We start from the raw sequence: 8,873 nt of genomic DNA, 5'->3' as shown, positions 1-8,873 counted from the left end.
TTCACCCGCCCACAACCTGACATCCGCAAGGTCCCCACCCATAACCACACCAACGACCGACCTGGTCAGCAGTCACGACAAGCACCGTTGCAGTACTAGGGCCTGTATTCGGTCGTGATCAATATGCGGGACTTGCCCGCGTCGCGTGACGTGATCTGGTGGTTCGTTGTGCATGACGCGGGCACAACGGACCGATGGGGCGTGGGAGTTCGTCGAGCGGTATCTGCCGATCGGCGCGTATGGCCCGTATCCCGAACGGCTGCGGCAGCAGTTCGAGGGCGTGATCTGGCGGTTTCGGACCGGCGGGCAGTGGCGGGAGGTACCGGCCGAGTTCGGTGCCTGGTCCACGGTCCACAACCGCTGCCGGCAGTGGCGCGACGCCGGTGTCTTCGAGGCCCTGCTGGAGGGTACGTTAGCGGAGGCCGCGAAGCGGGGCGAGGTGGACTTGTCGCTGGTCGGCGTGGATTCCACCACTGCCCGGGCCCACCATGACGCCGCCGGGATGCAGCCCGGCGAAGGAGTCCTCGACGCCCTGGAGCAGGCCGCCAAGGAGGAGAAGGCCCGGTCAAAGGGGGCGAGAGACAAGGACAAGACGGGCGATCCGGAGACGCCGACCCCGTCCGGGAAGAGCGGCGCCGCGTCCGGCGTCGACACCGGCTCCGGCTGAAGGCCGCCCTGCTCGGACGCTCGCGCGGCGGGCAGACCAGCAAGATCCATCTCGCCGCCGACCGCAAGTGCCGCCCACTCGCGCTCATCCTGACCGCCGGACAGGCCGCCGACAGCCCGCAGTTCATCCCCGTCGTGAAGAAGGTGCGCATCCGCCGGCCGGTCGGCCGCCCGCGCACCCGACCGGACGCGGTCGCCGGAGACAAGGCTTACTCGTCCCGCGCCAACCGCGCCCACCTGCGTAAACTTCAGATCAAGGCGGTCATCCCGGAGAAGAAGGACCAGGCCGCCAACCGGAAGAAGAAGGGCAACAAAGGCGGCCGGCCCGTCAGCCACGACGCCGGTCTCTACAAGGAGAGGAACACCGTCCAGCGCCTGATCAACAAGCTCAAAGCCTGGCGCGGCATCGCCACCCGCTACGACAAGACCCCCGGAAGCTACCTCGCCGGCCTGCATCTCCGGGCCTCCATGATCTGGATCAACGACCTCACACGAACCACCCTTTGATCACGACCGAATACAGGCCCTAACTGGGCATCATCGTAGGTTCGGGTGAGGGCGTGGTGGACGGTGGGCTGTCCGCGGCGGGTGGCGTTGTTGTCCATGATGTCGTCGTGGATCAGGGCGAAGGCATGGAACATCTCCAGCCCGGCCGCCACACGCACCATCGCGTCCTCGTCCCCGTGGCCGCCGGCTGCCTGGTAGCCGAGCACGCACAGGGTGGGGCGCAGGCGTTTGCCTCCGCCGTCCAGGAAGCGACGGATCGCCTGCGGAACATCGACGGGCATCCGCTGCTGCCTGGCGGTGCGCATCTTGTCGTCGAGGAAGGCGTGCAGGGCGGCATCGACGCGGGCGGGGACGTCCGCAAGTGGGAGGGGCTGGGCCGTCGCCTGGGTGAGGGTGGTCATGTGACGTCACCCGCCTGCGGGGATTCGCGGTGCTCGGTGAGGCGGAGGGCTTCCTCGAGGAGGGTGTCCACGACCCGGGATTCGAGGACGGTGCGTACGACTTGGCCGCGTACGAAGATCTGTCCTTTGCCGTTGCCGCAGGACACGCCGAGGTCGGCTTCGCGGGATTCGCCGGGGCCGTTGACGACGCAGCCCATGACGGCGACGCGCAGGGGGTGGGGGAAGCCGTCGAAGGCGGCCTCGACCTGGATCGCGAGTTTGTGGATGTCGACTTGGAGGCGGCCGCAGCCGGGGCAGGAGACGATCTCCAGTTTGCGTGGTCGCAGGCCGAGGCTGGACAGGATGTGGCAGCCAGCCTTGACCTGTTCGACGGGGTTGGTGGACAGGGAGACGCGGATGGTGTCGCCGATGCCCTCGTTCAGCAGGATCCCGAAGGCGACAGCGGATTTGATGGCGCCCTGGAAGGCGGGCCCGGCTTCGGTGACGCCGAGGTGCAGGGGGTAGTCACAGGCTTCGGCAAGCAGGCGGTTCGCGGCGATCATCGTTTGTGGGTCGTGGTGCTTGACCGCGATCTTCAAGTCCTGGAAGCCGTGTTCCTCGAACAGCGAGCACTCCCATAGGGCGGATTCGACCAGGGCTGCGGGGGTGGCGGAGCCGTGTTTGGCGAGCAGGCGGGGGTCGAGGGAGCCTGCGTTGACGCCGATCCGGATCGGTGCCCCGGCTGCCGTGGCGGCCTGGGCGACGTCGCCGATGCGGTCGTCGAATTTCTTGATGTTGCCGGGGTTGACGCGGACGGCGGCGCAGCCAGCGTCGATGGCCTGGAAGACGTAGCGGGGCTGGAAGTGGATGTCCGCGATGACCGGGATCGGGGACTTCTTGGTGATGTGGGGTAGCGCATCGGCATCGTCCTGGGAGGGCACCGCGATGCGGACGATGTCACAACCGGCGGCAGTGACTTCGGCGATCTGACGCAAGGTGGCGTCCACATCGGCGGTCAGCGTGGTGGTCATGGTCTGCACGGAGACGGGTGCGCCGCCGCCGACGGATACCGACCCGATGCGGATCTGCCGTGTACGGCGGCGCTGTGGGGCTGGCGCGGGTGGGGCGGGCAGGCCGAGGTCGATGGCGGTCACGGGTTCCTCCAGAGCGGGAGGGCGAGGTGGCGATCGGTACCGTTGGGGGACAGCGCGGCCAGTTCCTCCAGCACGGTGTGGGTGATGCCGTCGCCATCCAGGCCCGCCTGGGCGAGTAGTTCCTTGCGTGGGCCGTGGGGGATGAAGGCGTGGGGCAGGCCGAGCACGGTGACCGGTGTGGTCACGCGGGCATCGCGGCAGGCTTGGGCGAGTGCTGAACCCACACCGCCGGTACGGGCGTTGTCCTCGATGGAGACGACCAGACGGTGGCGGGAGGCGAGGTGTGGCAGGGCGGGATTGACCGGGATCACCCAGCGCGGGTCCACGACCGTCACTCCCAGGCCCGTAGCTTCCAGCGCGGCAGCGGCGTCCAGGGCCGTTTGGGTCAGCGGTCCCACGGGGACGAGGAGCACGTCCAGGGGCCGGTGAGGGCTGCGGCGCAGGATGTCCAGCCCGTCCATGTGGGCCACTGCCTCGATGCCGGGCCCGGCCGCGGCTTTGGGCAGCCGCAGCAGAGTGGGCCCGTCGCCGATGTCCACCGCCGCGTGCAGCAGGTCGCGCAGTCGGGCCGCATCGCGGGGTGCGGCGATCTGCAGGCCCGGCACCGAGGAGAACAGGGACAGGTCCCACATGCCGTGATGGGACGGCCCGTCGGGGCCGGTAATGCCGGCCCGGTCCAGGACGAAGGTCACCGGCAGCCGGTGCAGCGCGACGTCCATCAGGACCTGGTCGACGGCCCGGGTCAGGAACGTGGCGTAGATGGCGACGACAGGGTGGAAGCCGCCCATCGCCAATCCGGCGGCGCTGGTGACGGCATGCTGCTCGGCGATCCCAACGTCGAAGACCCGTTCCGGGAACTGCTCGGCCATCGGGTGCAGGCCGGTGGGGTGCTGCATCGCCGCGGTGATGGCGACGACGTCCTGACGTTCGGCGGCGAGCTCCGCCAGGGTCTGGCCGAACAGGCTGGTCCACGACCGTGCCCCGGTCGAGCGGCCTGGGGTGGGGTGGCCGGTGGCCGGATCGACGGTGCCGACCGCGTGCAGGCAGTCCGCCTCATCCTGTTCGGCCGGGGCATAGCCCTTGCCCTTGGCGGTCATCGCATGCACCACGACCGGCCGGCCCATCGCTCGGGCCCGCCGCAGCACGGTCTCGATCTCCGAGGTGTTGTGTCCGTCGACGGGCCCGAAATAGGTGAAGCCGAGCTCGGTGAAGACATTCCGGCACGCTTCGATGCCACCGCCGAACTTGAGGAGGTTCAGATGCTGCGCGAGGGCCCCGGTGGTGGGGGCGTAGGAGCGGCCGTTGTCGTTGAGAACGACGATCACCGGCCGGTCGGGAGCACCGCCGAGATTGTTCAGCGCCTCGAAGGCCATGCCACCGGTGAGCGCGCCGTCGCCGATGACCGCGACGACTGCACGGTCCTGCTCGCAGCTCAACGCGCGAGCTTTGGCCAGGCCGTCCGCGTACGACAGGGCCGTGGAGGCATGGGAGTTCTCCACCAGGTCGTGTACGGATTCGGCCCCGGAGGGGTAGCCGGACAGGCCGCCGGCCTGCCGCAGCGTGTCGAAGTCCGCGATGCGGCCGGTGAGCAGTTTGTGGACGTACGCCTGATGCCCGGTATCGAAGATCAGCGCGTCGCGGGGCGAGTCGAACACCCGGTGCAGCGCCAAGGTCAGTTCCACCACGCCCAGGTTCGGGCCCAGATGCCCACCGCTCGCGCACACCTTCTCGATCAGGAAGTCCCGGATCTCAGCGGCCAGCGCGGGCAGCTCCTGGGCCGGTACGTCCCGCAGCGCGTCCGGGCTGGACAGGGCGGCCAGATCCGTGACACCTGAGCGGTCACGTGGCGGAGCACTCATCGGGCCATTCCCTTCGCCGGGGTCCAGGACGGTGCGGCCGAAACGGACCCGGCAGGCCGCGCTCGCTGTTGGGGGCGCCCGGCTGCCGGGTACAACCAGCACACCGCCCCGTACCCGGGCCGCACATGGGACCGAAGCGGTGGATGCGATGCAATGGATGCAACCTTGTGCGCTTGTGAAATCCGGGCGGGGGTGGCCCGGTTGACACAGCAGGAAAGGGGAAGACGTGCCCAGGACGCCCAACACCTGTTTGCGCGGGCTGCTTCAGGAAGCAGACTGGAACGGTGCCCAACTCGCCGCGGCCGTGCGGCAGGCGGCCGCCGCACACGGCCGGCCGCTGGCGTGTGACCGGTCGATGGTCTCGCGGTGGCTGTCGGGCACCATGCCCCGGCCCCCGGTTCCAGCGCTGCTGTTGGAGGTGCTGTCGCGGCGGCTTGGGCGTCCGATCGGTGCGGTCGAGGCGGGGCTGTCCCGTGCTCCGTCCACCGTGTTCGATCTGTTCGGGGAGGCTGATCCGTTGCGCCGACTGTCCGCACTGACGAGCGTTGATCTCGACCCCAGCCGCCGCCTCCTGCTGGGCGCGGGGGTCTACAGTCTGGCCGCCCTGGCCGTGCCCAGCACGCTGCCGCTGCACGGGAAGCCGTCCGCCCGGCCGCCCGCGGGCTTACCCCGCACGCCGGGTCGGGCGGAGGTGGAGCAGATGCAGACCATGGCCCGTTTCTTCGCCGAAGCCGCTGAAGCCCACGGCCCCGTTCATGTGCGTGCCGCGCTGGCCGCCTACCTGCATCATGACGTGACCGGCTACCTAAGTCGTCCCGCCACCGACACCGCGCACCGCCAACTCCTTTCCGGCGCCGCGCAGCTGACTGTGCTGCTGGGCACCATGTGTGCAGGAGACGGCGCGGACGCGCTGACCCAGCACTACCACCACACCGCCGCCCGCCTCGCCGCCGAAGCCGGTGATGCGGCCGTGTTCGCCATCACCCTGCGCACCATGTCCGCCCACGCCCACGACCTGGGCCACCACACCATCGCGGTCCTCAACCTCGCCCAGCGCGCCGTCGACACCACCCGCACCGCCCCACCGATCGTCGCCGCCTACGCCCACGCACATCTGGCGGTCATGCAGGCCCACCACGACAAACACGCCGCCCTCACTGCCCTGGCCGCCTCCGAGCGCCTCTACGCGCAGGCCAACAACACCGACGCTCCCGGCCCGTTCACCCACTACCCGGCCGGCGCCCTGCAATACCAGCGCGCCCAGACCCTGTCCACCCTCGGCGACACCATGGGCGCCGCTGGCGCACTGAAAACCTCCCTGCGCCTACGCACCCCGACCGAACGCCAAGCCGCCACCCTCACCCGGGCCCGCCTCGCCGAAACCCTCCTCACCCAGGGCCAGCTCGATGCCGCCCTCACCCACTGGCAGACCTTCCTCGACGACTACCCCACCCTCCACTCCACGCGCGTGCGGCGCCGTCTCGACGCCATGTGCAGCCTCCTGCACCCCTACCGCCGCCACCCGGGCACCGCCGAGCTCCTGGCCCACGCAGCCGACTTGCGCTGAGGCGGTGGACGGCGATGGGGTGTCGCTGCGATCCTGCGTTGCCAGGTCGACGACCGTCCCCGGCGCGGCCAGCAGCGGGCGGGGAGATGCCATGGAGTAATCGAACGGGTCTTGCATGATCGACAATGTGCCGGAACCGAGCGCGCGCCAAGGCGGACGCGCCGGACCACTCGGGCGGATTCATGCTCATGGCATATCCAGTGGCTTCCGGGGCCTTCAGCGGCGTCTCGGCGCGGCCGTGACGCGCGGGCCTGCGGCCGGTGCCGGGTCCGGATCATCCGGGTGGGGCCTGGTGTAGGCCGGTTGTGGGGTCACCATGAACGGTATGAACGCTGTACCTGATGGCGCGCCGTCCACACCGCAGCCGGCCGGTGGCAATGCGAACTCCCCGCCACCGCAGGAATCGCAGGCGTTGACGCGCTACCGTGCGCTGGCCCCGCATCTGCACGACGGCGTGACGCTGAAGGCGGCCGCGGCCGGCTCGCAAGTCCCGTACCGCACACTGCAGCGGTGGCTCGCCGCCTACCGCCACGGCGGGCTGGAGGCACTGGCCCGCACGCCCCGCTCGGACAAAGGACGGCGGGCGTTCCCCGACGAACTCGTCGAGTTCATCGAGGGCCTGGCCTTGAAGGAGCCGAGGCCGACCACGGCCGCAGTGCACCGGCAGGCCGCGAGCGTGGCCGCTGCCAAGGGCTGGCCGGTACCGAGCTACGCCGCCGTGCACAAGATCGTGACCGCCCTGGAGCCCGGACTCACGGTCATGGCGCACCAGGGCGCCAAGCGCTACCGCGAGACGTACGACCTGGTCTACCGGCGCGAAGCTCAGGCCCCCAACGAGATCTGGCAGGCCGATCACACCCAGCTCGACCTGTGGGTCCTCGACTCCTCGGGGAAGCCCGCCCGGCCGTGGCTGACCGATATCGAGGACGACCACTCCCGTGCGGTCGCCGGTTACGCCGTCAACCTGGAAGCCCCCTCCGCGCTGTCGACGGCGCTGGCCTTTACTGACTTCGGCTCGTCAGGGTGATCTTTACTGAAGTTCCTGATGTTGCTGGGGTGTTGGCTGTAGTCCGTGGTGTGTGAGGTATGCGGATGGGGGCGGGCTGACGGCTGCGGGGCGTCGGCGCCGCGAGGCCGTACGAGTGCAGGCGGCCGAGTTGTTCGAGCAGAAGATCAAGCCGCCGGAAGTCGGGCGTCGGCTGCGGGTGAGCCGGAAGACGGCCTACCAGTGGCACCGGTTGTGGCGGGACGGCGGTCCTGGGGCACTGGCGTCCCGTGGTCCGAGCGGATCGCGGTGCCGGCTGTCGGCGGACTGCCTGGTCAAGCTTGCCGCCTATCTCGAAGAGGGGCCGACCGCGCACGGCTGGGTGGAGGACCAGGTGTGGACCGCCGCTCGGGTGGCCACGCGGATCGGCAGGAAGTTCCACGTCTCCTCCAGCGTCTCGGGCGCGACGAGGCTCATGCACCGGCTCGGCTTCTCTCCGCAGGTGCCCGCCCGGCGGGTAGCCGAACGCGACGAGCAGGCTGTGACCGTGGGGAAGGAGGCGACCTGGACCGAGGCAAAAGAGCCCGGGCGGCCTGCGGGGGCTGCATCTGCTTCGAGGACGAGGCAGGCTTCACCCGCAAGCCGCCCCGAGGACGCACCTGGGGCCGGCGCGGCGTGACGCCCGTCGTCACCGTGAGCGGACGCCGCTCGGGACGGCTGTCGGTGGCCGGACTGATCGCCACGCGGCCCGGCTCACGCACCCGGCTGTCCCACCGGCTGATCTCCCACCCGGCGGGCAAGAGCACGCGCCGCAGCATGAGCGAACGCGACTTCATCGCACTGATCGACGGCGCCCACCAACTCGTCAAAGCGCCGATCGTGCTGGTCCGGGACCGGCTCAACACCCACGTCTCCCGCGCCATGCGAAAGTTGATCGACGAGCGGGAGTGGCTGACCGTGTTCCTGCCACCCGCCTACTCGCCCGACCTGAACCCCCTCGAGTGGGTATGGGCGCACGTCAAACGCAGTCTCGCCAACCTCGCCGTCGTTGCCCTCGACCGCCTGGAGACGCTCGTCCGCAACCGGCTCAAGCGCCTTCAGTATCGGCCCGGAACCCTCGACGGCTTCATCGCCGGAACCGGCCTCGCCCTCGACATCCCAACGTCACCCTGACAAGCCGAAGTCAGTAACCGCATCATCTCCAACGGATCGCCTGGCGGCGGGGAGTTGGCGCTGGAGTAAGCGGGCGATGGTGCGCCAGGGGCGTCATCGGGTATAGCGTTCATGCCTTCATGGTGACCACCGCAGCGACCGTGTACCAGGCCCCGCCAGGATGGATCCGGTGGTGGCAGCCGGGCTGTGGAAGTGGGCTGCATGCGCGTGAATATGCCCATTGCGCGGGAGTGTGTCGCCGCTCCACGCATCTGGCTCGGGCATGCTTGTGATCATGGAAGATCCGTTCGGCGCTGCCACCTGTGGTGGCCGCCTCAGCGCAGCAGGAGCGCCCTTTGAAGGACGAGGGCAGCGGGGCGGTGACGGCGGTGCGGGGCGAGGAGTTGCCGCATCGAGGTGAGGCGGCGATCAGCGCGGGCCGAGCCGAGGTGGGGGAGGTCGTCGAGGAAACGGGTCCAGTGGGTCAGGGCCTGGTCGAGGTGGGGCCGCCCACAGCTCGTTGGACGGCTGGATCTCCAGCCGTCCGGGCGGGGTGAGTTTGACCAGGGCGATGATGCGGGAGCGTTCGTCCTCGGTGATCCG

General features: G+C 69.7%; 6 protein-coding genes and 1 pseudogene. 4 read left to right on the top strand and 3 right to left on the bottom strand.

Annotated elements, in window-relative coordinates:
- The first annotated feature begins 172 nt into the window (after nucleotides 1-172).
- Nucleotides 173-1,173, top strand: a pseudogene (locus tag IG74_RS50410) (IS5 family transposase).
- On the opposite strand, the gene IG74_RS54520 reads toward IG74_RS50410, so the two are convergent.
- The 3 genes from IG74_RS54520 to IG74_RS0142870 are packed head-to-tail and all read right to left on the bottom strand — an operon-like array spanning nucleotide 1,104 to nucleotide 4,566.
- The gene (locus tag IG74_RS54520; protein WP_030688879.1) at nucleotides 1,104-1,574 is read right to left on the bottom strand and encodes a polyprenyl synthetase family protein; all 471 of its coding nucleotides are present in this window, start codon (nucleotides 1,572-1,574) and stop codon (nucleotides 1,104-1,106) included. The pseudogene IG74_RS50410 and the gene IG74_RS54520 sit on opposite strands and share 70 nt — an antisense overlap.
- A complete protein-coding gene (gene ispG, locus IG74_RS0142875) occupies nucleotides 1,571-2,707 on the bottom strand; it encodes a flavodoxin-dependent (E)-4-hydroxy-3-methylbut-2-enyl-diphosphate synthase (protein WP_030688877.1) in 1,137 nt (378 codons plus the stop codon). The genes IG74_RS54520 and ispG overlap by 4 nt, the downstream gene beginning before the upstream one ends.
- Nucleotides 2,704-4,566 (bottom strand): 1-deoxy-D-xylulose-5-phosphate synthase, encoded by a 1,863-nt coding sequence (locus tag IG74_RS0142870; protein ID WP_051856599.1) that lies wholly within the window; start codon nucleotides 4,564-4,566, stop codon nucleotides 2,704-2,706. Before IG74_RS0142870 ends, ispG begins: the two co-directional genes overlap by 4 nt.
- Nucleotides 4,567-4,792: 226 nt before the next feature.
- Between IG74_RS0142870 and IG74_RS0142865 the strand changes: the two genes are divergently transcribed.
- The 3 genes from IG74_RS0142865 to IG74_RS54905 all read left to right on the top strand — a co-directional run bounded on the left by IG74_RS0142865 (nucleotide 4,793) and on the right by IG74_RS54905 (nucleotide 8,291).
- Complete coding sequence (locus IG74_RS0142865; RefSeq protein ID WP_030688873.1) at nucleotides 4,793-6,133, top strand: tetratricopeptide repeat protein; 1,341 nt, start codon at nucleotides 4,793-4,795, stop codon at nucleotides 6,131-6,133.
- A gap of 412 nt (nucleotides 6,134-6,545) precedes the next feature.
- On the top strand, nucleotides 6,546-7,160 hold the full coding sequence (locus IG74_RS0142860; protein WP_051856597.1) for a helix-turn-helix domain containing protein: 615 nt from the start codon (nucleotides 6,546-6,548) through the stop codon (nucleotides 7,158-7,160).
- A gap of 52 nt (nucleotides 7,161-7,212) precedes the next feature.
- Nucleotides 7,213-8,291, top strand: a protein-coding gene (locus tag IG74_RS54905; protein WP_420710043.1) for an IS630 family transposase whose coding sequence is annotated in 2 segments (ribosomal slippage) — nucleotides 7,213-7,714 and nucleotides 7,714-8,291 — 1,080 coding nt in all. Because the reading frame shifts where the segments join, the coding sequence is not laid out codon by codon here.
- The last annotated feature ends 582 nt before the right edge of the window (nucleotides 8,292-8,873 follow it).

The sequence above is a fragment of the Streptomyces sp. NRRL B-1347 genome (genome assembly GCF_000720325.1).
Taxonomy (GTDB): domain Bacteria; phylum Actinomycetota; class Actinomycetes; order Streptomycetales; family Streptomycetaceae; genus Streptomyces.
The sequence above is the reverse complement of the archived record's forward strand: the minus strand, read 5'-3'. Positions and strand labels throughout refer to the sequence as shown.

Bases quoted from the DNA above. Each gene is read 5' to 3' on its own strand.
- IG74_RS54520 (WP_030688879.1), bottom strand. From the start codon at position 1,574: ATGACCACCCTCACCCAGGCGACGGCCCAGCCCCTCCCACTTGCGGAC.
- IG74_RS0142870 (WP_051856599.1), bottom strand. From the start codon at position 4,566: ATGAGTGCTCCGCCACGTGACCGCTCAGGTGTCACGGATCTGGCCGCC.